Raw genomic sequence first — 25394 nt, 5'->3', positions numbered from 1 at the left:
TCTTCTTGCCGATGGGCGTGCCGGCCGGCGGCTACATGCGTCCTCTTTTGGGCGTCGGCTGGACGCTTAATTATGAGATGTTCTTCTACGTCATATTCGCGGCCGCCCTGCTGTTCGGCAAACGGATCGGCCTTCCTTTCCTATTATCCACGCTCGTCGCGTTAGTCGCTTTCGGTGCGGCGTATAAACCTCTGACGGACACCGGTCCGCCGCACACTCTGTTTGCCTATTGGACCGATCCGATCCTTCTTCTCTTCGCTGCAGGCGTGGTCATCGGACTTTTTCCGGCGTTTTTTTCCGGCTGGGAGCAGCGTATAAGGCATCCGGTCCTTATAACGCTGGCACTGCTTGTATTTTGCCTGTCGGTATTCCTTGCCGGCAAATTTGCCTTTCCGCTGCATCTGGGTTGGCAGTTGGCCGGATGGACAATTTGCGTGCTTGCAGTGGGCTTCTGCATCTTCGGTCGGCAATCCCTCGACAGCGGGTTTGCCGGCGCGGCCAGCCTGCTGGGCGACATGTCCTATTCGCTTTACCTCTTCCATTTCTTCTCGATCGTTGCCGTGGAAAAGGTCTGGTGGCTGCTGTTCGGCAAGGAGTATTCGCCGTTCTTCGTTCCGGTCGCCTATATCGGCTCCGTCGCGGCGGCCTACGCAATCTATCACCTTATCGAGTTGAATTTCGTCCGGCTGGCCAAGCGCGACAGGGATCGTCGCCGTGCGCAAGGGAAAATCTTCTCGACGCCAACGAGGGCGGTCATCGGCCGGAATCCTCCGCACTGATTCATCGCAAGGAGACAAAGCATGCGGCACGCAACATGGAACGCAATCGAAACAAATCCGCTCGCGATGAGGATGTACCGCTCCTATCGGCAGCTACCTGAAGCCGTTCGTGCGCCAGCGCGGTGGCTTGTCGCCCCCGGCTGGCATATCGCGTGCGCAACCGTTCGGCAGAGCGCCGGCGACAAGGTTCTCTCCGGTCCATTCCAGGGCATGAAGATGCAGCTCAGCCCCGTCTCCAGCCGCCGTCTCCTCGGCTATCTCTTGGGAACCCAGGAGCTCGAATTGCATGACGTGATCGAAAGGATCATCGAAAGGCAATACGGGACCATCATCAATGTCGGGGTCGCCGACGGCTACTACGCCATCGGCCTTGCCCGTCGGATGCCGGATGCGACCGTCGTCGGTTTCGAAGCGCTCGAGGAGCATCATGACCTCTTCCGGCGCGCGGCGCTCGACAATGGTGTGTCGGAGCGCATCAAGTTGGAGGGTTTTTGCACATCGGTCGATTTGAAGGAAAGCCTGGCGAAGGCGTCCGGGCGTCCGCTCATCCTTTGCGATATCGAGGGTGGCGAGAAGGAGCTGCTCGACAACGAGCGTATTGCGGAGCTTGCCAACGCCGATATTCTGGTCGAGACGCATGACGACCTGCTCCCGGGCTGTACCGATCTCCTGCTCCAGCGCTTCGGAAAAAGCCACGACATCGAAACCTTCTACGCGCGGCCCAGGACGCTTTCGGATTTTCCGGCAGCCAGGCTTCCGCTGCTTGCAAAATGGATGCCCGGAACGTCCGTCGAGCTGATGCATGAGCGTCGTACCGGCGTTCAGGAATGGCTTTTCATGACGGCGCGTGAAGACGATCGCCCGAGCCAAGCGAATTCGGGAGAGGCCTGATCTTATGCATCTCTTGCTTGCCAGTGGCACGCCGCATCTGCCGCAGCTCTTCGGTGGCCTGGAGATCAATACGCACCAGGCCGCGCTTAAATTGAACGAACGCGGTCATCCGACCGCGGTCCTCTCGAAGCTGTCCTTGCGGGATGCCTTTGGCGCCCGGCAGTTCGTGGCGAGCCGCGTGCGTCGCAAGGAGGTGGCGCTCGACAATTCACTCGGTTACGACGTCTACCGCTCGCTCAGGCCCTGGAAAGATCTGCGCGGCCTTGCTCCGCCGAAGGTGGTGGTGATCCAGAACGGCAACATGGTGGAGATGGGGCGCACCTTTGCGGGCATGGGGATATCGAGCGTCGCCTACTTTCACGGCCTCGAATTCGATTCCAAAGCAAAGGCGTGGCCCAGTAGCGCGGCCGAGTTGCCGTTTTCCGCCTATATCGCCAATTCAAACTACACGGCAGCGCGGTTCACCGCGAAATTCGGCATCGAGCCCGAGGTCATTCCGCCGATATTCCAGGCCGAGCTTTACCGCACACCGGGCGAGGGGCGGTATGTTACGTTCATCAATCCTGTCAGTGTGAAGGGCGTCGATCTGGCGCTCGCCATCGCTCGGATCTGCCCCGAGATTCCGTTTCTGTTTGTTCGCGGCTGGCCGCTCACAGCTGCCCTCGAGACCCGGTTGCAGCAACAGATAGGCATCCTTCCCAATGTCCAGCTCGTCGCGCGCAGCGACGATATGGCGCGCATCTACGCGCAGACGCGCGTCCTCCTTGTTCCCAGTCAGTGGGACGAGACATGGGGGAGGGTGGCCACCGAGGCGCAATTCAGCGGCATACCCGTTCTTTCGAGCGATTCCGGCGGGCTTCCGGAGGCGGTCGGCCACGGCGGCATTCTCCTGCGGCGGGACGATCCGCCGGAGGTGTGGGCGGATTCACTGCGCTCGCTGTGGGGCGACACGACAGCCTATCGCGAGAAGCGGGAAGCGGCATTCGCGCATGCGGCAAGGCCCGAGCTCGACATCGGCCGCCAGATGGACAAGCTTGTCGCCATTACCGAGAGGGCTGCGGGATGAACGAGCCGCTCTCAGCCTTGGGGAAGGTCCCAAACTCGGACGTAGTCTACCTGCATGGAGAACGGATTGGGCGCCTTGTCGATCGGCCAGCCGGCTCCAAGGCCGAGATCGAGAAGGATGGTAAACGGCAGCGTCAGCTCCTTTGGCGTCGGCATCGACCACACTTCCTTCCTGTCGAGGAAGTACCGGATGACGTCAGGAGCAACCGCGACGCCGTAAGTGTGGAAGTCGCTCGACAGCGCTCCGGCGGTCACCGGCACCCATTGATGGAAGGTCTTGGTGAGCTTCGGGTCCTTGCGATCCCAGATGTGAAGCGATGCGGTGTAGCGACCCGGGAAATGGCCGTAGTGCTCGACGACATCGACTTCGACCGATTTGACGTTGCCGCGGCTAACCAGCCAGAATCCCGGCCAGACGCCTTCGCCGGCGGGAAAGCGCGCCCGCATTTCGAAATAGCCGTAGCGCTGTTTGAAGCCGGTTCCCTTTGGGTCCGTCGATGCGAGCAGTCCCGACTGCCATCCCTTGTCCGTCTTGCGAGCCGTGATCGTGAGCATGCCGTCGCTGACGGTGAAGGGGAAGTCCGGCTTCGGATCGACAAACCGAGCATCTCCGAAATCGCCGTTCCACGGCGTGTGGGCGATCCACCGGCTGTTTGGCCCCCATGCCGAGACGTCGAGGCGATCGAAGCTCTCGTCAAAGATCAACTGGAGCTTACTCGGATCGATCGTGCTGGCCTCGGCGAAAGCGGTCCGTACATCGGCGGTATTGATGAGAGCGGCAATGGCGGCTGCAAAGATGAAGGTGGGCCGTATGAAGTTATCGCGCATTGCGTTTGCTCCTATAATTCAGATTATAAACTATATATCTCAGAATATATTGCAAGCGACATGGTAACAAATAATTTAGTTTCAATTTTTATTGCCAACAGCAAACGAAACGGAGGATAGAATGGCCGTTTCATTTGCAAAGATGTCGATGTATTCTGCGGTTGCCGGCTTATCTACGGTATTTTCGACCTTCGTATCCGGCGTGATCGTTGCCAAGCTGCTAGGCGTTGAGGGCGCAGGCATCGTGGCGTTCGCGGTCTGGTTGGGGCTGATCATCACGCCGGTCGTCGATGGCGGCATGGCGTTGACCGTCAGCCGTTTCCTGCCGGACCTGAAAGGCCAGCACGACGGCGCGGCCATCGGCGCGCTGCCCGGAAAACTCGCCCGGAACTTGCTCGTCTACAATCTGCTCGCGCTCGCCGTTCTCGCAAGCTTCTATCTAGCCTCGGCCGGACCGCTTAGAAATGTCGCCGGGCGGCTCTTTCACGGTTCAAGCTCAGGCGCATCGATCGAGCTCATTCTGCTCGTCGCGGCGCTTGTTGTGCTTCAATCCTTCGGGCTGTTCGGCACGGCCTATCTGCGGGGCTCGCAGAAGTTCGTTGGCCTGGCGATGCTGACGTCGATATCGATGGTCTCGCAGATCCTGTGCGTCTATCTGGGCGGCCGCTTCTTCGGCGTACCAGGCGCCATCGGCGGCTACGCGGTCGGGCAAGTGTTTCTTGCGGCCTCCGCTGCCCGGCTGTTGTTGCGTCGAGGAGAGGTGTCGCCGCAACTGAGCGAGCGGACGCGGCGCTACTCGCGGTTTTCCTGGGCAGCCAATATCTGCAACACCTTTGTCTGGTCTCGAATGGAGATCCTGTTTCTCCAAAGCTTCTGGGGCTTCAGGGAGGTGGGGCTTTTCAGCGTCGCGCTCGCGCTTTCCGCCCTTGCATCGCAGGGACCGCTTCTTCTGACCGGCGCGTTTTTGCCGATGCTTGCCGAAAAGCACGGCCAGAACGACCGGCAAGGACTGCAGGTCGCCTTCGAAAGCGGCACGCGCCTGCTTGCCTTGCTGGCCTTTCCGGCATGCTTCGGGATGGCCGCCGTCGTGCCGGTACTCCTGCGGCTGCTCTATGGTCCCGATTTCGCGCCTGCCATCCCGGCGTCGATGATCATTGTGACGGCGGCGGGATTTTCGATCTCGACTGTCATCGGCACGCATCTCGTCAACGCAGTCGGACGCAGCGACTTCATCTTCTGGTCGTCTCTGGTTGGAGCACTCCTGTCGGCAGCCCTGGGATTTGCGCTGATCCCGGACTTTGGCCTTATCGGCGCCGCGATCTGCCGGACCATCACTCAGCTCGCGATGATTGGTTTCGGATTGTGGTTCATAACCAGCAGGCTGGGGTTCGCTTACCCTTTCCGTTCGCTTGCGCGGATTATGCTGGCTTCGATCGCTGCTTCCTTGGCAGCGTTCGTCGTCGTCAGCTTGATCAGCGACGCCGGCGGCCTCATCATCGCCATCATGCTCGCCATCCTCGTCTATGCGGTCGCCTTGCGGCTGTTCGGCGCGATGCATCCGAACGATGTCGCACTCACACGCCGCCTGTGCGGTTCGCTGCCTTCGCCGATCTCGGGAGCGCTACAACCGATCCTGTCGTTCCTCGTCCCCGGCTCCGCCCTCAATCGTACCGCTGCATCCTAGGTTAGAAAGTGAGATACGCCATGATCCACATTTCAAGGAGAGCCGCTGCTGCTCTTGCCCCAAACAGGATGCGGCTAAACGGCCTGCGGTTTGGTGCCGCGATCCTCCTGACGGCGCTAGGCTCTTTGACTGCGCTTCCCGCCCGAAGCGAGCCCTACCGGCTGGTCCCCGACGATAAGATCGCCTTGCGCATCGTCGAGTGGCATTCAGGTGAGGGCGAGTTCAAGGACTGGGATGTCTTGAACGGGACCTTCCTCGTCAACGATGCCGGTGAAGTCTCGATACCGATTGTCGGCGAAGTCTCGGCTGCGGGTTCCACCACAAAGGAACTCGCCGAGAAGATTGCCGACCTCCTGCAACAGAATGCAGGCCTTTCGGCCAAACCCTACGCCTCCGTCGAGGTCGCTCAGTACGGGCCGGTCTACCTTGTCGGCGGCGTCGACAAGCCAGGACCGTACCCATTCGCGCCCGGTCTTACGGTGATGAAGGCGATCAGCCTGGCGGGCGGGCTCCAGCGAAGAGCGGAGAACACCGGAGCGCGATTTGATCGCGATCGGATTCAGGCTTCAAGTACGCTCGGCAACGCCCAGCTGGATCTCCGTACGCTGCTGGTGCGGCAGGCCCGTCTCAGGGCCGAGATGGAGGACAAGGATACGTTCGAGATGCCAAAGGAACTCGTTGGCGCCAGCGGTGCCGATGCGCTCTACTCCCAGGAAATCAACCTCATGAAGCTGCGCAGCGTTGAACTGAAGAGCAAGATCGCTGCCGCCGACGGCCTAACCGATCTCTATACCCACAGCATTGAAACGCTGCAGAACAAGATCGAAACCCAGCAACATCAGATCGATCTGCTGCGGAAGGAACTCGGAACCGTCAATTCGCTGGTCGACAAAGGGCTGAGCCTCAGCTCGCGGCGCCTCGCTCTCGACCAAAGCGCGTCCGATGCCGAGAGCAAGTTGCTCGATCTCGAGTTTCAGTTGATCAGCTCGCGGCAGTCGCTTGAGGAGAACAAGCGTGACGCCGCCGACATCGTCAATTCCAGGAACTCGCAAATTCAAAGCGACCTCAACGACGTCAATCAGGAGATTGCCAAGTCCAACTTCGACTCCCGCATTTCCCGGAAGCTCATGGATGAGGCAGATCAGCAGGAGGGTAAACAACTCCTCGACGAACGCCGCGACGCTGAGCCGACGGTAAAGCTGCATATCGCACGCGCCGGGAATGACGGGAAGTCCCAAACGATCGAAGCGACCGCCGACATGCTGGTTGAACCGCGTGACTTGATCGAAGTCGAGACGTTGCGGCCTGACCCGGCGGATTTGGGCGTTACAAATTCGACATCGCCGGCCACGGCTGACATGGCCGCGTCTGGAAACGGCGGCCCTTAAGGCTTGCGCCTTCAAGCGCTAAAGCGGTCGGGTATTGCTGGAGCTGCTGCTTTCCTGAGGCTCGACGCGCCGATGGGGCAGGCGTCGTCGGTGACCTATCGTCCGAAAAAACAATGAGGGAAGCAGGACGCCGATCGCGTAACAGACCTGCATGACCACAAACAACAGAAGGACTAGTCCTATTGCCGCGATCAAGGCATGGTCTTGATAAAGGAGAAGCCCGAAATAGAGCGCTCCAGTGATCAATGCGAATATCGCGAATGCACCGACCCGCAACGCGAATCCTGAAGCAAACGCTATAAAGCCTGCGACTGCCAACGTTGGAAGCATGCTCCTGCCATTCCTCCCCACCTGGCGGGCTGACGCCATCGTCCACGGCGTTGAGACCCGCTCACCACAACTATAGTGAATATCACCAAACACACTAAGAAAACAGTGACGACGAATCCGACCTTCTTGCCGGCTGCGCGTTTGGACGTCACTCGCGCGATTGCCAATATAGATTACCAGCACTATAAGAAGGTGCGTGCGCCGCGGATGTAACTTCTCATAGCCGAGGCTTACGTAAGGGCAGTCGTTGGTTGTCGCCTTCGTAATCGTCTCGGGAAAACCTGTTTCTAGTCTTTACGGCATTTGGTTCTAACATTGATTTAGTAACCATACGGAACGCCAAGACATGGCGATAGCTAAATATGATTATATTATCCTTGGATGTGGTATATCGGCTCTAACTGCCGCGAAACGTCTATGCGACGGGCAGCACTCCATTTTGATTGTCGAGCACTATCGAGAACCTGGCGGCAATCACCAGTCCCAGTTCATCGACGGCATGGAGTTCGACATCGGCTCCATCTATTTCAATTCCGACGACGAGCAGTTCAGGCATTTTCCGGAATTACTTCAGGAGTGCCGCGCCATGAACGTCCTGGTCAAAAAGATCTGCACGACGGGGGACGTTGGAAACTATCCGTTCGACTGGCATATCGACGGCCGGCCGCGGAATGCCACGGATCTGCTGTCGTCGCTTTGGAGCCTTTTGCTTGGGCGGTTCAATCCCGCGCGTCACGATGATGCCGGTCGCTACGCGCGGTCAAGGATCGGCGACGTGTTCTATCGCCGGGTCGGCTTGGATTTGTATATCAAGCGCCTGTTTGGGGTGGATGCCGCCAAGATCGATCTCGATTTCGCGCTCAAGCGAATGCAGTGGCTTTCGCGCGAAACGTCGCTTCGCTACCGACTTCGCAGGCTGCTTGGGAGGAGCATGACGAAGAAGCACCGGACCGAGTATTCGGTCGTCAGGCTCCCAGGTGGGTTTGCGCGATACTACGACCGCGCGGTCAGTTCTCTCGAACAGAGGGGTGTGAAGTTCCTTTTCGACGATACAATTCTTGCCCTCGAAAGCTGCGATTCCTCTTGCCGCCTGCAAACGACATCCGGTGACCATGCCGGAACGCGGCTAATCTCGACCATCCCCTTGGGCGAAATGGCGAGGCTTTGCCATCTTCCCGACCCGGATTTGCCGGCGGTGACCTTGTTGAGCCTATTCGTGTCGTTGCGTGGGGCGTGGATGCCGGCTTGCTCGGTGCTTTACAATTTTCACACCCGGGGGAACTGGAAGCGCATCACGCTTCACTCGGACTTCTATCAGGCGCCCGGCCAGGAGCTTCGCTATTTTACCGTCGAGATAACCGTTCCTCCTGGCGCGGCCGCCCCTGTCTCCGAAGCAGCGTTCGGGGAAGTTGTGGCGCATCTGCGGGCCTTGAAGATTGTCGAGGGGGACCTCGCCCTGATGGGGAGCAGACTGTTGGCGAACGCCTATCCGGTTCCGGAAAAGGGCTTCAAGCCGCGTCGTGACTCCATTGTCCAGGCGCTTGCGGAGAAAGGCGTTCTTTGCATCGGCAGGCAGGGGAAGTTCGAGTATATTCCGCACTCGAATGTCGCTGCGAAGGAAGCGATCGCCAGTCTGGAGAAAGCCAGTCCCCTTCGCAGGATTTGAGAGTGAGCGCGTGCTCCCGCGTTAAGATTTCAGGGGCTTTGTAACTGTTACGTACTTACCTTTTTACGTTTTTCGCCGGCAGTTGTGGTTGTCCAATTCCACCTGTCTACCGCCAAGACCGGGAGGGCGTTTTGAATACAGGGTTGAAGTCGATAACGGCCGTCTATGCTGCCGCACTCGTCACCTTTGCCGTCGCGCCCGCGCATGCGGACGCTGTGGTGATCGCGATGCCGAACTGGGCCTCGGGCCAGGCGACGGCAAATATTCTGAAGGTAGGGATTGAAAAGGAGTTCGGCGTCAAAGCCGAGGTCCAGGAGATGGGTCCGCTCACCGCCTTCAACGCGCTTGAAAGCGGGAAGGTGGCCGCCTACCCCGAAGTCTGGCGGCCGAACCTGGACAGCCTGGTCAAGAAATATGTCGACGAGCGTGGAGCCGTCGTCTTGACCAAGCACAGCGTTGCGGCGTGGGAGGGCCTTTGCGCGACGCCGCAGGCGGTCGCGTTGGGGATCAAGGACATCAAGGATCTCCTAGATCCGTCAAAGACCGGTGTGCTCGACACCGACGGCGACGGGCGCGGCGAAATCTGGATCGGTGCCACGACCTGGTTGTCGACCGGGATCGAGCGGGTGAGGGCGAACAGCTACGGCTATGCCGCGAACGTCACGCTCGTCGAGGCAGAGGAGGATGCGGCGATGGCCGCGGTGGACGTTGCGGTCGCGACCGACCGGCCGATGGTGTTTGCCTGCTACGCCCCGCATCATGTCTTCGAATTGCATAAGATCACGCGGCTTACCGAACCGGCATATGACGCGGCAAAGTGGAAGATCGTGGCTGCGAGCGATCCAATGTGGGTCACCAAGTCCAGTGCGACGGTCGCGTGGCCGGACACGCGGTATCAGATCGCCTATGGCTCTGAATTCAAGAAAAAGCATGCCGATATCGCAAGCTTCCTGGAGCGCGTCGATCTCACGCCAGAGGAGGTTACGAAAATGACCTATGCATTGCAGGTGGAGCGGCAGGTGCCTCTGGATTTCGCGACAAAGTGGGTCGAGAGCAATGGCGCTCGCGTCGACGGGTGGGCAAAGCCATGACGAAGATTGACCGGATCTCCTCCCCAGATTCTGAACCCAAGGCCAGATCGCATCAGAGCCGAAAGCGGTTCCTGGCGCTCGCGGCGGCCGCGCTATGCATCGGACCGCTTGTGGCGATGGCAGCGCAAACCCAGATATTCGATCCTCGCACCAGAACCTGGGTCAATTACGACCTCAACAAGGCCCGTGAGTACTTCGCGCGCAACAAGCAACTGCCAGACGCCTTCCGCATGCAAACCGTGACGTTTCGTACCGCCGAGGAGCCGGGCACGATCATCATCGACGGCAATCAGCACTTCCTCTACCTGGTGCAGCCGAACAATCAGGCGATCCGGTACGGGATCGGCGTCGGACGGGAAGGCTTCGGTTGGGCGGGGATCGTGCGGATAGGGCGAATGTCGGAATGGCCGACCTGGACGCCGCCGCCCGAAATGATAGCGCGTGATGCCAATGCGGCGAAGTGGGCAGCCGGCATGCCCGGCGGTCCCCAAAATCCCCTTGGAGCACGGGCGCTCTATCTCTACGCGGGCGACAGCGACACCATCTATCGCATCCACGGTACGCCGGAATCCTGGACCATCGGTCTCGACGTTTCCTCGGGGTGCATCCGCATGAACAACAACGACATCATCGACCTTGCATCGCGCGTGAAGATCGGCGCGAAGGTCATCGTCTTGATGCAGGGGGCAGCGCTTTATAAGGGTGTGTGAATTCTGGAGCAATTCCAGGAAAAGCGTGAAACGGTTTTCCGTCCGGAATTGCGTGAAAACAAGCAGGTCTAAACGGGGGATAAGGGATGACGAAGCCGAATGAGTGGCCGAGGGGGCCGTTGCTCGTCTTTTTTGCAAGCGTCACTGCCGTGGCCGGATGTACGTCGACGCCACCGCCGCCACCCGACCAGATGGCGAGGACGGCGGTGCAGACGGCCCCTGCCGATCTGCAGCTGTTGTGCGCGGGCGCCGCCGCAAAGCAAGCCAATCTCGACGCCAGCAAGGTGCTGCCAACGAGTTCGCGCCAACTCAGTCCGACCAGCTATTCCGTGGAACTGAGTGAAACCGGCCGCAAGTTCAACTGCGTGATCGGCACGGACGGCAAGGTCGCCTCCATCACGCCGGCGGCTTGAGGCGAAGCTCCTTCGGGCGACCCTATCCGGTGGCGCGGCTTGCTGGCTGGTCTAGAACCAGACGTCGGCGACGTTGCGTCCGTCCGCGGGCAGATCCTCAAAGCTGTCGAAGCCGTCGAAGCGCCGAAGGCGGATCTCCGCGACATCAGCCGGATCGGCAAGCCGGAGATTGACTGCAATTCTCGTTTGTCGGCTTTTGTCCGGCTTCAGGCCGCGCCAGCTCACAAGGTTGCCGCAGCGCCTGCAGAAGTTGAAGGAGAGCGACCTCGATCCGCGGGTGTAGGCGTTGAGAACGCCGTCCGGATCCTCCACGTGGATTTCGTCGCCGTCATAGCCGTAGGCCCAAAGCACGCCATAACGCCGACATACGGTACAGTTGCAGATCGTGGCGTCGGGAATGACGCCTCGAAACTCCCAATGCACCGCTCCACAATGACAGGAGCCACGCGTTGTGGTGGAGACATTCTCCGATTGGCCTTTCGCCATCCAAGTCCTCCCTCAACGATCGCCAATGATGGCGCTTGCGTGCGGTATTGACGTCTTAGAACCCCAATTCACTCAAGCCCGGATGGTCGTCCGGTCGGCGGCCTAGGGCCCAGTGGTAGCGGCGATCCGTCTCTCGTATGGGCGCATCGTTGATCGAGGCAATGCGGCGGCGCATCAGGCCCTTCTCGTCGAACTCCCAGTTCTCGTTCCCATAGGAGCGAAACCAGTTGCCGCTGTCGTCGTGCCATTCATAGGCGAAGCGGACCGCTATGCGGTTGTCGCGAAAGGCCCACAGCTCCTTGATTAGCCGATAGTCCAGCTCGCGTTCCCATTTGCGGGTGAGGAAGGCAACGATCGCGTCGCGGCCACGCAGGAATTCGGCACGATTTCGCCACTCGCTGTCGGCGGTATAGGCGAGCGATACCTTTGCGGCATCGCGACTATTCCAGCCATCTTCCGCCAGCCGGACCTTCTCGGTTGCCGTTTCGAGGGTGAAGGGTGGCAAAGGCGGGCGCGAACTATCCATCATTGACCTCCATCGGGAAACGGCATGCTCATCTGGCGCTGTGGCTTCGGCCCCGAACCGGTCCATCCGCGCGCGGTGTCGCATGAGCTTGCCACACCTTGGCACATTTTTTCATTGCCCTGTCGGGATGGCAACGTCGGTTTCGTCCTTGTCGCATAACTACAGGAAACTGATCAGGCCGCAAAGGAAGCAACCATGAAGGTTCTTTACCGAGGCGAGGATTGGTAAGCGGTGCGCTTACCTGACGATCCGGTCGGAGAGAATAATCGAGGAAAGGGTGCGTTCGACGCCGGGAAGCTCGCCGATCAGATCGATAAGCCGATCAAGGTCGGCGATCGATGGCGAAGCGATAATCGCGATGAGGTCATAAGGTCCGTTAACCGAATGAAGCGCCTTTACCTCGGCAAGAGCCATCAGTTCCGCCGTCACCATCGAAAGCGCTTTCGGCGTGATCGTGATGAGCACGTGTGCCCGGATCAGTCCGGCGAGATAAACATCCGATAGCCGAACCGAATAGCCGGCAATTACACCTTCTCGTTCGAGACGCTCGAGCCGAGCCTGGACCGTTGTACGGGAAAGGCCAAGACGGCGCGCCAGCGTGGCGACGGGCATGCGCGCATTTTCACCGAGCAGCGCAAGCAGTTCGCGGTCTTTCTGAGATAACTGCACTTTGTCGACTTCCTTCGTCATTCTGCCGAAAATGATGCTTCGTTTTAGCATTTTCGCAGCTATGAATCGACGGTGTTCTTCGACATTTTTGCGGTCATCAAGATTCCAGAGGGGAATAACACTTCATGAAAAACATTGTTATCGTCGGAGCCGGAAAGATCGGCGGCGCTATTGCCCAGATGCTGGCCGCAACCGGAGACTACAGCGTCACCGTTACCGACCGCAGCGAAGCGCAGCTTGCCGCCGTCGACAAGCACCCGGCGGTAACGACCGCGGCGATCGATATCGCCGATCGCGCGAGCCTCGTCGCGCTCCTGAAGGGCAAGTTCGCCGTTTTGTCCGCAGCGCCGTTTCACTTGACAGGCGCCGTGGCCGAGGCAGCCGTCGAGGCAGGCACGCACTACCTCGATCTTACCGAAGACGTTGCCACCACCCGCAAGGTCGAGGCGCTTGCTGCCAATGCCAAGTCGGCGCTCATTCCGCAGTGTGGCCTGGCTCCTGGCTTCATTTCCATCGTCGCCAACGATCTGGCGAGCCGCTTCGACACGCTGGACAGCGTTCGCATGCGCGTCGGCGCTCTGCCGCAATACCCGTCGAACGCTCTGAACTACAACCTGACCTGGAGCACGGACGGCCTCATCAACGAATACATCGAGCCCTGCGAGGCCGTCGTCGAGGGCAAGCTGATCACGGTTCCGGCCATGGAAGAGCGTGAAGAATTCTCGCTCGACGGCGTGACTTATGAGGCCTTCAACACCTCCGGCGGCCTCGGCACGCTGGCAAAGACGCTCGAAGGCAAGGTGCGGACGATGAACTATCGTACGATCCGCTACCCCGGCCATCAGACGATTGTGAAGGCGCTGCTGAACGACCTCAACCTGAGGAACCGTCGAGACGTGCTGAAGGACCTGTTCGAAAACGCGCTTCCCGCCACCAAGCAGGACGTCGTCGTGGTGTTCGTCACTGTCTGCGGCTGGAAGGACGGTCGCTATCTTCAGGAGACCTATGCCAACAAGGTCTATGCGGGCGTCGTCGCCGGCCAGAAGATGAGCGCGATCCAGATCACCACTGCAGCCGGCATCTGCACGGTGCTCGACCTGCTCGCCGACGGGAAGCTTCCGGCAAAGGGCTTCGTGCGTCAGGAAGAGGTTTCCTTCGCCGATTTCCTCGCCAACCGTTTCGGCCAGGTTTACGACCCGGAAGCCGTGAAGCTCGCGAAGGCCAGCTGAACCCGGTCCGAACCGAAAATTTAAATCAAGTGGACATCCGGTGCCGACCTGTGCGGCACCGGATGTTTCCGTTTTGGCGGCCTCGATCTCATGCCGCTCGCCATTTGGCTTCGGCGAACAGCGCTTCACATTCCACTTTGAATATGATCATTTTTGATCAGGAGGAGCCGGGATGAAAAAGGCGCGGCTGGCGGATATCGCAAAGGAAGCAGGCGTCGGCCTGGCGACGGTCGAACGCGTCCTTAACGACAGGGGAAACGTCCGGCCAAGGACGGCGGAGAAGGTCGTGATCGCCGCCAAGCGGCTAGGCTATCAACGCCTGATACCTGACCTCTACCGCGGTTCGATCCGGATCGAGGTTGTGATGGTGCGTCCGGAGACGCCTTTCTTCAGCAGGCTCAATCGCGCCTTCGAGCGCATTTCGGCATCGCTCGACAATTCGATAACGGTCAATCGTACCTTCGTGGAGGAAAGCGACCCGAAGAAATTTGCCGCCCATATCCTGAACCCGAACATCCGCCGGCGCGGCCTGATCGTCGTCGCCGTGGATCATCCCGAGATAGCCGAGAGCTTGCGACAGGTTCGGGAGGCGGGTGTCGAGGTGGTGCAGATCGTCTCCTACACCGGCAACGATCGGGGCGTCTTCGTCGGCATCGATAACTACGCCGCTGGCCGAACGGCCGGTTTTTATATGTCCAGGATGCTGCGCCACACCGAGGGAACCGTCGTTGCCATCTGCCACAGCTGGGCCTACCAGATCCACAAGGAGCGCGTTCGCGGCTTTTCGGACTACCTTGCCGCGCGAGGCAAGGCCGGGCTCGATTTTGCCGAGGTTCTCTTCGGCCGCGACGACGATGTCCGGACAGCCGAGATACTGGTCGAGGCGTTGCGGCGGGAGAAGAAGATCGTCGGTATCTACAATGCCGGCGGTGCGAACAAGGGCGTCGGCTCCGTCCTTCAGCGCTTGCCGAATGCGACCGCCAATGACGTCGTCTGGATCGCCCACGAGCTGAACGACGAAACCAGGCGGTTTCTGAAAACGGGCCTGATGACGCTGGTTCTGGACCAGGCGCCCGAAACCCAGGCGAGGCGCGCGCTCGACACCGTATTGCATCGTCTTGGTGTCATCGATGTCGAGCCGGTTGCGGAGCCGGTCCCGTTTCTCACCTATACCGCTGAGAATATCGGCTGATCAGGCGGCAACGCGCTGCCACAGCTCTTCGATGAGCTGCTTCAACATCAAGGATTCCTCCCAGCGGTCCGTCGTGTCCTCGCCATCGCGTCCGGTGATCGCATAGGGCTTCGGTCCCAGCTCGCAGGTGAAAGCGAGGCTGTCCGCCGCTCCCGCTCGGGCCCGCCAGCTTCTAAAGCCGTACTCCCACCACCCAAGAAAAAGATCGACCCAGGGCCGGTGATGCGGAAAGGAGATCTCGATCTGCACTTGCTCGCGAGAGGCCACCCGCCCGTGAAAAGCCCATGAGCTGTCTAGTATCCGATGAATGAGAGCGTGGTTCTCGTCCGACACCGGCCAGGCAAACTCGCGACCCACGAGAAAATGCGAGATGTCACCGAGGAGCTTCAGCTCCGGAAGCCGGTCGACGAGATCGAGGGTGAAGAAGAGATCGGTCGTCATCCGGTCGCGATGGGTCTCGATATAGACGGGAACGCCCGCGTCCTCGCCCAGGCGCTGCCAGCCTTCGAGCAACGGTATGCAATCCTCGATGCGACGCAGCCGGACATCCGGCTGCAGGCAGAGGTGATGCACGCCGAATTCGACGGCGTTCTCGAGTGCCGGCTTGAGATCATCGACGGTCTTTGGAAAACACTGTCCCTCGGCGCGAAGACCACGCGGTTTCAAGAGTGCGTCAACACGGCGAACGAAGTCGCGATCGTACCAATGCGTGCTGATCCCATCGAAACCCGCCGCGGCGATCCGTTCGACGCTCTCTTCCAGAGCGAGTTCCGGATATTGCGCGCTGCGGCGCTCCATCGCCCAGAGCGACTGAAAGATGAGGAGGTTCTGCATTGCGTCTCCCATGGCTTGGCTGTGACCGATCATCGCGCGATTTCCCGCGCGAGGCGAGGCTCTATCCTAAGGTTTTTTGATCGGCGGCAAGGCTCCGGCGCACAACACATCAGCGGTCGTCGTGAGCGGCGCGCTTGAGGAGTTTTGATCAAAAGGCTGCTGTCATGTCGGCCCGCCGTTGCGAAGAATGGCTGCAACTATTCTTCTGGCTCGGGAGGCGACATCATGGACGACACCCTTTATGGCGCGCGCGACAAACGCGGTGACTGGAAGCCTTCAAAGCTTCTGCAATATCCCCCGGTCTTCGTGTGGCCGGCGCGGCCCATCGCCTTTTTGAAATGGTTCTTCGGCTATCCCGGCTACTTGATGCCGTGGAACCTCGTCTACGCGGGCGTCGCCACATTGCTTTGGCTCTATGCGACGCCTTCGATGGAGACGATGAAGACCCTTTCCGCCGGCTGGGTCGCCTACCTGCTTGCCAGAAACGCCGCGCTCGTCTTCGTCTTCTTTGGGGCTTTTCACCTGCGGCTCTACATGCAGAAGAAGCAGGGCACGAGCTTCAAATACAATGGCAAATGGCCGTCCACCAACAATTCGGCCTTCCTCTTCGGCAATCAGACGGTCGACAATATCATCTGGACGTTCGCAAGCGCCGTGCCGCTATGGACAGCACTCGAGGTGCTGACGCTCTGGGCCTTCGCCAACGGGATCATCCCTTACGTCGATTTCGCCGCGCATCCGGTCTATTGCATGGCCATCATGCTTCTCATCCCCGCCTTCCGGGATCTGCATTTTTATCTCGTTCACCGGCTGATTCACTGGCCGCCGCTCTACCATGCGGTCCATAAGCTGCACCACAACAACGTCAATCCTGGTCCGTGGTCTGGACTGGCGATGCATCCGGTCGAGCATCTGCTCTACTTCTCCGGCGTGCTGATCCACTGGATCGTGCCCTCGAACCCGATCCATGCAATCTTTCACCTGACCCATACGGCGCTCGCGCCGGCCCCGGGCCACGCCGGCTTCGACAAGATCGTCCTCGGGGAGGATACGGCGATCGATACCCATGCCTACGACCACTATCTGCATCACAAGTTCTTCGAGTGCAATTATGCCGACGGCGTCATTCCGCTGGATCAATGGTTCGGTACGTTCCACGATGGCACGAAGGAGGCCGAGGAACGCATGAACAAGCGCTTCATGGATCGGGCGAAGAAGCAGGTGGAAAAGCAATCGAGACGGACGCCGGCCGCGAGCTAGCGTGACCTGGCAAAGCTCCGTTACTGTCAAAATACCCGCGCCGAACAAATGTCCGCTTCGTCACGAGCGGACATATGCGTTGAACGCAGTCGGGTCCGCTGGGCGAGCAATTTTCATAACGTTACCTTATCGCCGCAATCCGTAATTCGAACTTAAATTGATCGAGCGGTTTTGTTATAGCAACAGGCGCGGAGGTGAGAAGCAGCCGATGTCTGGCGCTTGCGCGACGGCCACGTCAGGGGCGCAGTTATCCGATGACGCTCGCGCCACAAGCGGCTTCTTGCCGGGAGGGTTCCCCCCATGGAAACCGCCGTGACAGGGAGGCACTTCACCACCGCACCGGCGTTGGCGCCGGACCATTTTCAGAGGGCGCATGATTGCCCCTTTGGTTTGCATAGATCACATAACCACAATGGGAGAGTACCATGGATACCAAAGCCGACAACGCAGGCAAATGTCCTGTCGCGCACACGGCCCGCGGCGGCCGGTCGAACCGCGACTGGTGGCCGAACCAGTTGAACCTCAAGATCCTCCACCAGAACTCCTCCCTGTCCGATCCCATGGGAAATGCGTTCAACTATGCCGAGGAATTCAAGAAGCTCGACCTCGAAGCGCTGAAGAAGGATCTTCACGCGCTGATGACGGACAGCCAGGAGTGGTGGCCGGCCGATTTCGGTCACTACGGTCCGCTTTTCATCCGCATGGCATGGCATAGCGCCGGCACCTACCGTACCGGCGACGGTCGCGGCGGCGCGGGCGCCGGCCAGCAGCGTTTCGCGCCGCTGAATAGCTGGCCGGACAACGTCAACCTCGACAAGGCGCGCCGGCTGCTCTGGCCGCTCAAACAGAAATACGGCAATCGGATCTCCTGGGCCGATCTCTTGATCCTCACCGGCAACGTCGCCCTGGAATCCATGGGGTTCAAGACGTTCGGCTTCGCTGGGGGACGCGCGGATGTTTGGGAGCCCGAGGAAGACGTCTATTGGGGTGCGGAAGACACCTGGCTCGGCGACAAGCGCTATTCCGGCGAACGCGATCTCGAAAACCCGCTTGCCGCCGTGCAGATGGGCCTGATCTACGTCAACCCGGAAGGCCCGAGCGGCAATCCCGATCCGATCGCCGCCGCCAAGGACATTCGCGAGACCTTCGCGCGCATGGCTATGAACGACGAGGAGACGGTTGCGCTTATCGCCGGCGGTCACACCTTCGGCAAGACCCATGGCGCGGGCGATGCCGCCCATGTCGGCATTGAGCCGGAAGGCGCAGACCTCGCGGAACAGGGCCTCGGCTGGACAAGCAGCTTCGGAACCGGCAAGGGCGGCGACACGATCGGCAGCGGCCTCGAAGTTACCTGGACCCAAACGCCGGCCCAGTGGAGCAACTTCTTCTTCGACAACCTGTTCGCCTTCGAATGGGAACTGACGAAGAGCCCGGCCGGCGCCCATCAGTGGGTCGCCAAGAACGCTCCGGACGTCATTCCGGACGCGCACGACACGTCCAAGCGTCACGCACCGACCATGCTGACCACGGACCTCTCGCTACGGTTCGACCCCAACTACGGGCCGATCTCGAAGCGCTTCCACGAAAACCCGGAGCAGTTCGCCGACGCGTTTGCCCGCGCGTGGTTCAAGTTGACCCACCGCGACATGGGACCGCGCGTGCGCTACCTCGGACCGGAAGTGCCTGCCGAGGAACTGATCTGGCAGGATCCGCTTCCGGAGGTCGACCACTTGCTGATCGACGACCAGGACATCGCTGACCTCAAGGGCAAGATCCTGGCCTCGGGCCTGCCGGTCTCGCAGCTCGTCGCGACGGCGTGGGCTTCCGCTTCGACCTTCCGCGGCTCCGACAAGCGCGGTGGTGCGAACGGCGCACGTATCCGTCTCAGCCCGCAGAAGGACTGGGAAGTGAACCAGCCGGCCCAGCTGGCGTCGGTACTGGCAACGCTCGAAGGCATCCAGAAGGCGTTCAACGAGGCACAGACAGGCGGCAAGAAGGTATCGCTCGCCGACCTCATCGTGCTCGCCGGCGCGGCGGCCGTCGAAAAGGCCGCGGCCAACGCGGGTCAGCACGTCAAGGTTCCGTTCGCGCCGGGACGCACGGACGCGACGCAGGAACAGACCGACGTCGCTTCCTTCGCCGTCCTCGAGCCGATCGCCGATGGCTTCCGCAACTATCAGAAGGGGGTCTACTCGATTTCGCCCGAAGCGTTGCTGGTCGACAAGGCTCAACTTCTGACACTGACCGCGCCGGAGATGACAGCGCTCGTCGGCGGCCTGCGTGTGTTGAACGTCAATGCGGGACAGTCGCAGCACGGCGTCTTCACCAAGCGCGCGGAAACGCTTACCAACGACTTCTTCGTGAACCTGCTCGACATGGGCACGGAGTGGAAGGCCACGTCCGATCAGAAGACCCTCTACGAAGGGCGCGACCGCAAGAGCGGCGAATTGAAGTGGACCGGCACCCGCGCCGACCTCGTCTTTGGTTCGAACTCGCAGCTCAGAGCAATCGCCGAAGTCTATGGACAGCAGGACGCCAAGGAGAAGTTCGTTACCGACTTCGTGGCTGCCTGGACCAAGGTCATGAACGCCGACCGCTTTGACCTCGTCTGATCCTGTAAAAAAATAGACGCCCGGGCGCCGCTGTAAATCAGTCGCGCCCGGGCGTTTTCATTTCGGCACTACGCTTCGGCCGTCCGACCTCAGCCGCGCAGCCCCGGCGCTTCCTGGCCGGTGCGGGCCACATATTCGGTGTAACCGCCGCCATATTGATGAATGCCGTCGGGCGTGAGTTCGAGGACGCGGTTGGAAAGCGCACCCAGGAAATGTCGGTCGTGCGAGACGAAGAGCATCGTGCCTTCGTATTCGGAGAGCGCCTTGATCAGCATTTCCTTGGTGTCGAGGTCGAGGTGGTTCGTCGGCTCGTCCAGCACCAGAAGGTTCGGCGGGTCGAAGAGCATCTGCGCCATGACGAGCCGGGCCTTTTCTCCGCCCGACAGCACGCGGCACTTCTTGTCGACGTCATCGCCCGAAAAGCCGAAGCAGCCGGCAAGCGCGCGCAACGGCGCCTGGCCCGATTGCGGAAAGCAGTCGCCCAGCCATTCCAGCACCGTGCGCTCGCCGTCGAGCACGTCCATGGCGTGCTGCGCGAAATAGCCGAGCTTCACGCTCGCGCCGATCGCCACGCTGCCTTCGTCCGGCTTGGCCGCGCCCGCCACGAGTTTCAGAAGCGTGGATTTGCCGGCGCCGTTGATGCCCATGATGCACCAGCGTTCCCTGCGCCGAACCATGAAGTCCAGCCCTTCATAGATGCTTCGGCTGCCGTACTTCTTGTGCACGTTCTTGATGTTGATCACGTCTTCGCCCGAGCGGGGCGCCGGCAGGAAGTCGAACGCCACCGTCTGCCGTCGCTTGGGCGGCTCGACGCGGTCGATCTTCTCCAGCTTTTTCACCCGGCTCTGCACCTGCGAGGCATGGGACGCGCGCGCCTTGAAGCGCTCGATGAACTTGATTTCCTTGGCGAGCATGGCCTGCTGGCGCTCGAACTGGGCCTGCTGCTGCTTCTCGTTCTGCGCCCGCTGCTGCTCGTAGAAGGCGTAGTTGCCGGAATAGGTGTTGAGCGACCCGCCGTCGATCTCGATCACCTTGGTGACGATGCGGTTCATGAACTCGCGGTCGTGCGAGGTCATGAGCAGCGCTCCTTCGTAGCCTTTCAGAAACTCCTCCAGCCAGATGAGGCTTTCGAGATCGAGATGGTTGCTCGGCTCGTCGAGGAGCATGACGTCCGGCCGCATCAGGAGAATGCGGGCGAGCGCAACGCGCATCTTCCAGCCACCCGACAGCTTGCCCACGTCTCCGTCCATCATTTCGTCGCTGAAGCTCAGGCCCGCCAGAACTTCGCGGGCGCGGCCCTCGAGCGCATAACCGTCCAACTCCTCGTAGCGCGCCTGCACCTCGCCGTAGCGTTCGATGATCGCATCCATCCGGTCGAGCTGGTCGGGATCGACCATGGCGGCCTCGAGTTCCCGCAGTTCGGCGGCCACGACGCTGACCGGCCCGGCCCCGTCCATCACTTCCGCGACGGCGCTGCGCCCATCCATTTCGCCGACATCCTGATCGAAATAGCCGATGCTGACGTTCTTTTCGACGGACACCTGGCCCTCGTCGGGAAGTTCGCCCTGCGCGATCATGCGGAACAGCGTCGTCTTGCCGGCGCCGTTCGGACCGACGAGGCCGATCTTTTCGCCTCTGTTGAGCGCCGCGGATGCCTCGATGAAGAGAAGCCGGTGGCTGTTCTGTTTGCTGATATTCTCGATGCGGATCATCTGTTCACTCGGCCGACGGGATAGGCGGCCTTGTGCCGCAGTTCATGGGTCCACGGCTGATGCAGGATGAAGGCGCCAAACGTCAAGCGGGAATTGAGGATCGCGCGCGATCGCCGCAGGAATAAGCAAGATATCTGGCTTGATCGAAGCGGGCGGCGGAACACGGAGCGATTTACGCCGTTTTGTCATCGGAGAACGAAGATGGCAAACGGTTACTGGAAACACCCCGTTATACTCGAAGTCCACGGCGTCGGCCGCTATCGCACGATCATGACCACAACGGAGGCGATTGAGTGCCTCAAGGATGAGTGGTTGTTCGACGGCGGGCAGCTTTACGAGCAAGCCTTCGCCAGCTGCCTGCTGGCGCTGGAACGGCGCGTCGATCACGAGTTCGCTCGGGTGAACTTCATCCAGGCCGCCTACGAAGCCGCGATCTACGTCGTGCCCGAGGATAGCTACGGTTTGGCCATTGCCACTGCCGACCGCCGCACGCGCCATCTTCACGTCAACTGATCGATATTCGGAAAGGCGATTGAAATGAACATGGTTCCCGGCAAACCTTGGCTTAAGCCTCTGAAGCTGGAGCTCTATGGTGACGGTCAGTATCGGACCGTGAGCAATACGCGCGAAGCCGTCGAATGCCTGATGGAGCATTGGCCCATGACCCGCGGGCAGGCGTATCGGGTGGCGTTGCAAACCTGCGCCGACGTCATGGACGGCCGCATCGGACCGGATTCGGCACGCGAGGCCTTTCGCAAGGCCGCCGAGGAAGCAGCGATCGGAGTCGCGCCTTAAGCAATTTCCAGGAAAAGTGTGAAGCGGTTTTCCGTCGGGAAGTGCGTAGCAACGGATCAATAGAGGCCCGGAATGAGACGCCAGGTCCGCCGACGGTATGCTTCGTATTCTTCGCCGAACTGCGATGACAACAACGCTTCTTCGGCGCGAATGCGGGCAATCAGCGGCACGATCATCAGCGCCGTCAGCAACACCCCGATAAGTGAGCGGAACGCGAGCGCCCAGCCCAGCGTGCTGACGAACAGCCCAAGATAGCTCGGATGGCGGATAAGGCGATAAATGCCGCCCGTCACCAGGGTGTGACCGGATTGAATGGCCACGAGGCCGCTGAACCTGCGGCCCAGAACGAAAACCGGCCAGAGCCTCAAGGCGCCGCCAGCCGCAAACAGCAGGACGCCAATCCAGCGAACCGCGTCACCACCGAATACCCACACATCCAGGCGGTCGGTCAGAGCAGGAATGTAGCCAAGCAGAAGTCCAATGATGCCGAATGCGGCAAGTACCCAGCGGTTAGACCGATCCTCGCGCTCGCCCGTGCTGAGATTGCCTTCCGTGAAGATCGCCGCGAGGGTCAATGCGACGAGTACGACCGTCAGGGCGATGAATGGCGGATGGATGAAAAAGGCGCGCACTCCACCCGATCCCGCGATTGCGAGCCCGAGGTAGAGAAGCACCGCTGCCGCCGATGCAAAAATCAATTTGGAGTTCGGCATCATGAGCGCGCCCACGCATCGGCGCTGCCGACGATGATGCCGTCCACCATGCGGGTTGCTATCCGAACACCAGCTGCCGCAGCCTCGAAAGCAGGCTGACGCGGGGAGGTGTCAGGAGCGTGCGGATGTGACGTGCGGCCGACGACGCCGGAACTGTAGCGCCGAAATGGCAATAGCAGATGATCTCGTGCAGCTGGCCGTCTTCCAAGTCGAAGAACCGCCTCGCTTCGCCATATGTGTCGTCTGCCATGCCCGCGGCGCGAAGGAGCGGATCGTTGAAGGCAACCGTAAGCGGCGAATGATCGCTGCGCATTGCCGCCCTGATCTCAGGCGTCTGGTACTCCGTCTGGTGCAAAGTCGATAGATGCCAATGAGGATTTCGCTCCAGGAGTTCCGCCCAGCGGCCGAGCCGCTCGCTCCGAGACAGCGTCCGAGCCCCATGAGGTTCGACCTCCGCGACCGTCCGCAATTCATCGAGTGTGTGATATTTCATCTTGGACTCCGTTCAGACGTTGGTTGCTGTGCCATGCCTCGCGGTCCCTTGGATAATCGTGACTCCGGTGCGTGGAGAAGTCCAATCACGATCAGAAACAGTGAGAAAGAGCGGCCAAGATCGTTATTCGAAATATAAAGAAATCAATTTATTATCGTCGTTTCCTAAAGTTATAAGTAAGTCATCCGCCACTTCCGGGGCCACCGTCACCGTCGCGAAATTCCGGATATTGAACGGTCTCCCGGTCGTCCGGTTCGACCGTCGCAAGGCCGCCCTTGATCTTTGGAAGCGTCCCGCTTGAAAAATATCCGGCGCTCGCCAGCCAATCCTGCACAATGCGGCGTATCGCTACATCCCGATCCTCGATGTGATACTCGGTCATGAACAGTTGAAGTGCTTTGTCGGTGTTCTCGTCTACGTGCATGTCCAATCTCCCATACCGGAAGATGTTTTAGACACGCAAAGGTTCCAAATTCGCTGGAAGTAAAGTTGGATCGGTGGCGATTTCGTGAGTTCGGTCGCTGAGCCTATCGAGACATAACAGCCGCCGGAGCTGCGTCTTTTGCCGGCTCTATCGGCCGGCCGATCGTCAGTGCCTTGCGCACGACCGGCCCGAGCCTTTCCTGGTAGACGTGGTCGGGCAGCGCGCCCAAGGCATCGAGCGTCTTGCTGAAAAAGCAGCGAGCAGCGGCGGCAGTCGTTATGTCGAAGATTTCCTCATCCGTCAGGCCGTGATGGCGAAGCCCGTCGACATCCTCCCGCGTGACGGAGGTGGCATCACGAACCACTTTCAACGCGAAAGACATGATGGCCTTTTCGACGTGTTCTATCGGTGCTCTCTCAGGCGTCTCGACGGTCGCCACGAGCTCCATGGGCGTCATTTCGTCCTCGAGCAGCACCGACCCATGCGCAAGCATGCAATAGGAGCTCTTCAGCTCCTTCGCCGCGGCAAGGGTTACCAGCTCGTAGCGACGCGAGGGCATGTTTTCCTTGATGTGCCCCAAAAGCACGCCCCAAGCCTCCATCACTTCGGGCCGATGACCGAAAAGTTCGTACATGTTCGGCAGATAGCCATAGGCAGCCGTAGCGTCTGCAAACATTGTCGCGGTGCTTTCGCTGGCTTGGTGGTGAGAGGGGGTAGAGATGAAAGCCATGGCCCTTTCTCCTTGATGTGCAACGGAATGGCCCCGGTGACCAGATCAGTAGAACGCGGCAAGAAGGCTCGCGATCCGGCGAGCAAAGATCTTGTTGATCCGTGACATGGCGGCGGTGGGACGCCGCGGTGCCGCCCGTATATTTGTTGCTGCGCAGTGCTTAGTCGAGGCGTTGGTTAGCTTATTTCGCCTGCGACCGCACGTAATTGATGTAGCCGCGAACGTCGGCGGCAGGCTCGGAGTAGGCGTCGCCGAGGGTCTTCTCCATGCTCGCCGTGTAAGTCTTGGCCCAGGCCGGAAGCGGGTAGTCGATCGCGGCGAGAAATTCGAGGGTGGCGGCAAGGCGGATATCGGCAATCGAGGGGTTGGCGCCGCCGATGAACGGCTTGCCGTCCAGGTAGAACGCCCGAAAAACGTCAAGCGGCTCTGCAAGCGCCTCGACGGCGAGCGTGCGTGCCTTCTCCTTGGTGTCCGCATCCGCATCGCTATGGCCGACCTCTCCCGGATATTGCGGGAAGCCGAGGGCAGGATAGGTGGAGCGCGCCAGGTACGGATAGAATGTACCGATCAGATAGAACATGGCGCTGTCGATCATCGCGCGCTGTTCGGGGTTTTTCGGGTAGAAGGTCTCAAGGTCGTGTTTGTTGCAGAGATACTGCATGATTGCGCAGCTCTCCCAAAGCGCGCCCTTTGGCAGATCGTCCGTTTCCAGGAGCGGCGTCAGGTGGGACGGCGCGATCGCCAGGTATTCGGCGGAGCGCGTCTTTCCATAGACGTCGTTCTCCGTGAACTTGAAGCCCGCCGCGCGCAGGAAGACACGGGCAGTCATGTTATTGACGCTCGGCTTGATGATGTTGAGCTTGATGTCCGACAT

26 protein-coding genes are annotated in these 25394 nt (G+C 60.2%); 15 read left to right on the top strand and 11 right to left on the bottom strand.

All coding sequences use genetic code 11. The features are described 5' to 3' along the window. From AB4048_RS22480 to AB4048_RS22470, 3 genes are all read left to right on the top strand, one after another. Positions 1-779, top strand: a 779-nt coding sequence (locus AB4048_RS22480; protein ID WP_442204208.1) for an acyltransferase family protein, incomplete at its 5' end; no start/stop codon positions are given. 21 nt (positions 780-800) lie between these two features. Further along, positions 801-1670 (top strand): hypothetical protein, encoded by an 870-nt coding sequence (locus AB4048_RS22475; RefSeq protein ID WP_442204207.1) that lies wholly within the window; start codon positions 801-803, stop codon positions 1668-1670. Between the two features lie 4 nt (positions 1671-1674). Next, positions 1675-2736, top strand: coding sequence for a glycosyltransferase (locus AB4048_RS22470; protein ID WP_442204206.1), 1062 nt, complete (start codon positions 1675-1677; stop codon positions 2734-2736). 11 nt (positions 2737-2747) lie between these two features. Here the strand turns inward: AB4048_RS22470 and AB4048_RS22465 are convergent, their stop codons facing one another. Further along, positions 2748-3563, bottom strand: coding sequence for a glycoside hydrolase family 16 protein (locus tag AB4048_RS22465; protein ID WP_442204205.1), 816 nt, complete (start codon positions 3561-3563; stop codon positions 2748-2750). Positions 3564-3684: 121 nt separating this feature from the next. On the opposite strand from AB4048_RS22465, the gene AB4048_RS22460 reads away from it, so the two are divergent. From AB4048_RS22460 to AB4048_RS22435, 6 genes are all read left to right on the top strand, one after another. Continuing rightward, positions 3685-5247 carry an oligosaccharide flippase family protein gene (locus tag AB4048_RS22460; protein WP_442204204.1) on the top strand — a complete coding sequence of 521 codons (1563 nt, stop codon included), beginning with the start codon at positions 3685-3687 and terminating at the stop codon, positions 5245-5247. A gap of 20 nt (positions 5248-5267) precedes the next feature. After that, positions 5268-6635, top strand: a complete 1368-nt coding sequence (locus tag AB4048_RS22455) for a polysaccharide biosynthesis/export family protein (protein ID WP_442204203.1) — start codon at positions 5268-5270, stop codon at positions 6633-6635. Between the two features lie 676 nt (positions 6636-7311). Then, a complete protein-coding gene (locus tag AB4048_RS22450; RefSeq protein WP_442204202.1) occupies positions 7312-8631 on the top strand; it encodes an NAD(P)-binding protein in 1320 nt (439 codons plus the stop codon). A gap of 131 nt (positions 8632-8762) precedes the next feature. Further along, positions 8763-9722: an ABC transporter substrate-binding protein gene (locus AB4048_RS22445; protein WP_442204201.1), complete on the top strand. Its 960-nt coding sequence runs from the start codon at positions 8763-8765 to the stop codon at positions 9720-9722. Positions 9723-9838: 116 nt separating this feature from the next. Continuing rightward, positions 9839-10432, top strand: a complete 594-nt coding sequence (locus AB4048_RS22440; protein WP_442204211.1) for a L,D-transpeptidase — start codon at positions 9839-9841, stop codon at positions 10430-10432. 86 nt (positions 10433-10518) lie between these two features. Then, positions 10519-10845 carry a hypothetical protein gene (locus AB4048_RS22435; protein WP_442204200.1) on the top strand — a complete coding sequence of 109 codons (327 nt, stop codon included), beginning with the start codon at positions 10519-10521 and terminating at the stop codon, positions 10843-10845. A 51-nt stretch (positions 10846-10896) separates the two neighbouring features. Here the strand turns inward: AB4048_RS22435 and AB4048_RS22430 are convergent, their stop codons facing one another. The 3 genes from AB4048_RS22430 to AB4048_RS22420 form a co-directional block, all read right to left on the bottom strand. Continuing rightward, positions 10897-11331 (bottom strand): GFA family protein, encoded by a 435-nt coding sequence (locus AB4048_RS22430; protein ID WP_442204199.1) that lies wholly within the window; start codon positions 11329-11331, stop codon positions 10897-10899. A gap of 55 nt (positions 11332-11386) precedes the next feature. After that, positions 11387-11857 (bottom strand): nuclear transport factor 2 family protein, encoded by a 471-nt coding sequence (locus AB4048_RS22425; RefSeq protein WP_442204198.1) that lies wholly within the window; start codon positions 11855-11857, stop codon positions 11387-11389. Positions 11858-12094: 237 nt separating this feature from the next. Then, entirely contained in the window at positions 12095-12547 is a 453-nt protein-coding gene (locus tag AB4048_RS22420; protein WP_442204197.1) for an Lrp/AsnC family transcriptional regulator, read from the bottom strand. 104 nt (positions 12548-12651) lie between these two features. Here AB4048_RS22420 and AB4048_RS22415 point away from each other — a divergent pair, with 104 nt between their 5' ends. Further along, positions 12652-13755, top strand: coding sequence for a saccharopine dehydrogenase C-terminal domain-containing protein (locus AB4048_RS22415; RefSeq protein WP_442204196.1), 1104 nt, complete (start codon positions 12652-12654; stop codon positions 13753-13755). Positions 13756-13927: 172 nt separating this feature from the next. Beyond that, entirely contained in the window at positions 13928-14947 is a 1020-nt protein-coding gene (locus AB4048_RS22410) for a LacI family DNA-binding transcriptional regulator (protein ID WP_442204195.1), read from the top strand. Here the strand turns inward: AB4048_RS22410 and AB4048_RS22405 are convergent, their stop codons facing one another. Continuing rightward, positions 14948-15781 carry a sugar phosphate isomerase/epimerase family protein gene (locus tag AB4048_RS22405; protein WP_442204194.1) on the bottom strand — a complete coding sequence of 278 codons (834 nt, stop codon included), beginning with the start codon at positions 15779-15781 and terminating at the stop codon, positions 14948-14950. A 225-nt stretch (positions 15782-16006) separates the two neighbouring features. Here AB4048_RS22405 and AB4048_RS22400 point away from each other — a divergent pair, with 225 nt between their 5' ends. Together AB4048_RS22400 and katG are read left to right on the top strand one after the other, a co-directional pair. Continuing rightward, positions 16007-17041, top strand: coding sequence for a sterol desaturase family protein (locus tag AB4048_RS22400; RefSeq protein ID WP_442204193.1), 1035 nt, complete (start codon positions 16007-16009; stop codon positions 17039-17041). 425 nt (positions 17042-17466) lie between these two features. Further along, on the top strand, positions 17467-19653 hold the full coding sequence (gene katG / locus AB4048_RS22395; protein WP_442204192.1) for a catalase/peroxidase HPI: 2187 nt from the start codon (positions 17467-17469) through the stop codon (positions 19651-19653). A gap of 89 nt (positions 19654-19742) precedes the next feature. Here katG and AB4048_RS22390 read toward each other — a convergent pair whose 3' ends face one another. Beyond that, positions 19743-21365 (bottom strand): ABC-F family ATP-binding cassette domain-containing protein, encoded by a 1623-nt coding sequence (locus AB4048_RS22390; RefSeq protein ID WP_442204191.1) that lies wholly within the window; start codon positions 21363-21365, stop codon positions 19743-19745. A 201-nt stretch (positions 21366-21566) separates the two neighbouring features. Here AB4048_RS22390 and AB4048_RS22385 point away from each other — a divergent pair, with 201 nt between their 5' ends. Both AB4048_RS22385 and AB4048_RS22380 read left to right on the top strand, forming a co-directional pair. Then, positions 21567-21878 carry a DUF982 domain-containing protein gene (locus tag AB4048_RS22385; protein WP_442204190.1) on the top strand — a complete coding sequence of 104 codons (312 nt, stop codon included), beginning with the start codon at positions 21567-21569 and terminating at the stop codon, positions 21876-21878. Between the two features lie 24 nt (positions 21879-21902). Next, complete coding sequence (locus AB4048_RS22380) at positions 21903-22160, top strand: DUF982 domain-containing protein (RefSeq protein WP_442204189.1); 258 nt, start codon at positions 21903-21905, stop codon at positions 22158-22160. 56 nt (positions 22161-22216) lie between these two features. On the opposite strand, the gene AB4048_RS22375 is transcribed toward AB4048_RS22380, so the two are convergent. The 5 genes from AB4048_RS22375 to AB4048_RS22355 form a co-directional block, all read right to left on the bottom strand. After that, a complete protein-coding gene (locus AB4048_RS22375) occupies positions 22217-22876 on the bottom strand; it encodes a methyltransferase family protein (RefSeq protein ID WP_442204188.1) in 660 nt (219 codons plus the stop codon). A 55-nt stretch (positions 22877-22931) separates the two neighbouring features. Next, complete coding sequence (locus tag AB4048_RS22370) at positions 22932-23366, bottom strand: hypothetical protein (RefSeq protein WP_442204187.1); 435 nt, start codon at positions 23364-23366, stop codon at positions 22932-22934. Positions 23367-23547: 181 nt separating this feature from the next. Beyond that, complete coding sequence (locus AB4048_RS22365; protein WP_442204186.1) at positions 23548-23790, bottom strand: hypothetical protein; 243 nt, start codon at positions 23788-23790, stop codon at positions 23548-23550. Positions 23791-23893: 103 nt separating this feature from the next. Further along, a complete protein-coding gene (locus tag AB4048_RS22360) occupies positions 23894-24520 on the bottom strand; it encodes a carboxymuconolactone decarboxylase family protein (RefSeq protein WP_442204185.1) in 627 nt (208 codons plus the stop codon). A 181-nt stretch (positions 24521-24701) separates the two neighbouring features. Continuing rightward, entirely contained in the window at positions 24702-25394 is a 693-nt protein-coding gene (locus AB4048_RS22355) for a glutathione S-transferase family protein (RefSeq protein WP_442204184.1), read from the bottom strand.

It is taken from the genome of Rhizobium sp. RAF56 (assembly GCF_052113965.1).
In the GTDB taxonomy this organism is placed as follows: domain Bacteria; phylum Pseudomonadota; class Alphaproteobacteria; order Rhizobiales; family Rhizobiaceae; genus Rhizobium.
The sequence above is the reverse complement of the archived record's forward strand: the minus strand, read 5'-3'. Positions and strand labels throughout refer to the sequence as shown.

Coding starts and splice junctions, on each gene's coding strand:
- AB4048_RS22440 (WP_442204211.1), top strand. CDS start 9,839: ATGGCAGCGCAAACCCAGATATTCGATCCTCGCACCAGAACCTGGGTC.
- AB4048_RS22370 (WP_442204187.1), bottom strand. CDS start 23,366: ATGAAATATCACACACTCGATGAATTGCGGACGGTCGCGGAGGTCGAA.
- AB4048_RS22360 (WP_442204185.1), bottom strand. CDS start 24,520: ATGGCTTTCATCTCTACCCCCTCTCACCACCAAGCCAGCGAAAGCACC.
- AB4048_RS22425 (WP_442204198.1), bottom strand. CDS start 11,857: ATGGATAGTTCGCGCCCGCCTTTGCCACCCTTCACCCTCGAAACGGCA.
- AB4048_RS22410 (WP_442204195.1), top strand. CDS start 13,928: ATGAAAAAGGCGCGGCTGGCGGATATCGCAAAGGAAGCAGGCGTCGGC.
- AB4048_RS22385 (WP_442204190.1), top strand. CDS start 21,567: ATGGCAAACGGTTACTGGAAACACCCCGTTATACTCGAAGTCCACGGC.
- AB4048_RS22470 (WP_442204206.1), top strand. CDS start 1,675: ATGCATCTCTTGCTTGCCAGTGGCACGCCGCATCTGCCGCAGCTCTTC.
- AB4048_RS22430 (WP_442204199.1), bottom strand. CDS start 11,331: ATGGCGAAAGGCCAATCGGAGAATGTCTCCACCACAACGCGTGGCTCC.
- AB4048_RS22365 (WP_442204186.1), bottom strand. CDS start 23,790: ATGCACGTAGACGAGAACACCGACAAAGCACTTCAACTGTTCATGACC.
- AB4048_RS22400 (WP_442204193.1), top strand. CDS start 16,007: ATGGACGACACCCTTTATGGCGCGCGCGACAAACGCGGTGACTGGAAG.
- AB4048_RS22380 (WP_442204189.1), top strand. CDS start 21,903: ATGAACATGGTTCCCGGCAAACCTTGGCTTAAGCCTCTGAAGCTGGAG.
- AB4048_RS22415 (WP_442204196.1), top strand. CDS start 12,652: ATGAAAAACATTGTTATCGTCGGAGCCGGAAAGATCGGCGGCGCTATT.
- AB4048_RS22460 (WP_442204204.1), top strand. CDS start 3,685: ATGGCCGTTTCATTTGCAAAGATGTCGATGTATTCTGCGGTTGCCGGC.
- AB4048_RS22405 (WP_442204194.1), bottom strand. CDS start 15,781: ATGCAGAACCTCCTCATCTTTCAGTCGCTCTGGGCGATGGAGCGCCGC.
- AB4048_RS22465 (WP_442204205.1), bottom strand. CDS start 3,563: ATGCGCGATAACTTCATACGGCCCACCTTCATCTTTGCAGCCGCCATT.
- AB4048_RS22420 (WP_442204197.1), bottom strand. CDS start 12,547: ATGACGAAGGAAGTCGACAAAGTGCAGTTATCTCAGAAAGACCGCGAA.
- AB4048_RS22355 (WP_442204184.1), bottom strand. CDS start 25,394: ATGTCGGACATCAAGCTCAACATCATCAAGCCGAGCGTCAATAACATG.
- AB4048_RS22450 (WP_442204202.1), top strand. CDS start 7,312: ATGGCGATAGCTAAATATGATTATATTATCCTTGGATGTGGTATATCG.
- AB4048_RS22475 (WP_442204207.1), top strand. CDS start 801: ATGCGGCACGCAACATGGAACGCAATCGAAACAAATCCGCTCGCGATG.
- katG (WP_442204192.1), top strand. CDS start 17,467: ATGGATACCAAAGCCGACAACGCAGGCAAATGTCCTGTCGCGCACACG.
- AB4048_RS22390 (WP_442204191.1), bottom strand. CDS start 21,365: ATGATCCGCATCGAGAATATCAGCAAACAGAACAGCCACCGGCTTCTC.
- AB4048_RS22455 (WP_442204203.1), top strand. CDS start 5,268: ATGATCCACATTTCAAGGAGAGCCGCTGCTGCTCTTGCCCCAAACAGG.
- AB4048_RS22435 (WP_442204200.1), top strand. CDS start 10,519: ATGACGAAGCCGAATGAGTGGCCGAGGGGGCCGTTGCTCGTCTTTTTT.
- AB4048_RS22375 (WP_442204188.1), bottom strand. CDS start 22,876: ATGATGCCGAACTCCAAATTGATTTTTGCATCGGCGGCAGCGGTGCTT.